The following is a 271-nucleotide window of genomic DNA, read 5'->3' on the forward strand; positions in this document are numbered from 1 at the left end:
TTGGATAACGGTAAAACCATCACCATCGGCGTAAACCAATCGAGCGGTAACGTTTCGGTTCTTGCTCCGGATGATGTCTATAAAGGCGATCAAACCGTCACCAACGCAATCAAAGGCGTAACCGGCGGCGAGCATTTCGAGAATCTGGTCCCTGGCACTACCGCGGTGAACACCACCGTTACGGACACACCGGGTACCGATAACACCACCACCGTTACGCTGACAGCGCCAAGTGCCGTTAACGAAGGCGGCCAGATCACCTACACCGCGA

General features: G+C 55.0%; 1 protein-coding gene. It reads left to right on the plus strand.

Annotated elements, in window-relative coordinates; translation table 11 throughout:
- On the plus strand, positions 1-271 hold a 271-nt coding region (locus tag E1K68_RS27590), incomplete at both ends, for an immunoglobulin-like domain-containing protein (protein ID WP_212614973.1).

The sequence above is a fragment of the Pseudomonas sp. B2021 genome (assembly GCF_018135665.1).
Taxonomy (GTDB): Bacteria; Pseudomonadota; Gammaproteobacteria; order Pseudomonadales; family Pseudomonadaceae; genus Aquipseudomonas; species Aquipseudomonas lactis.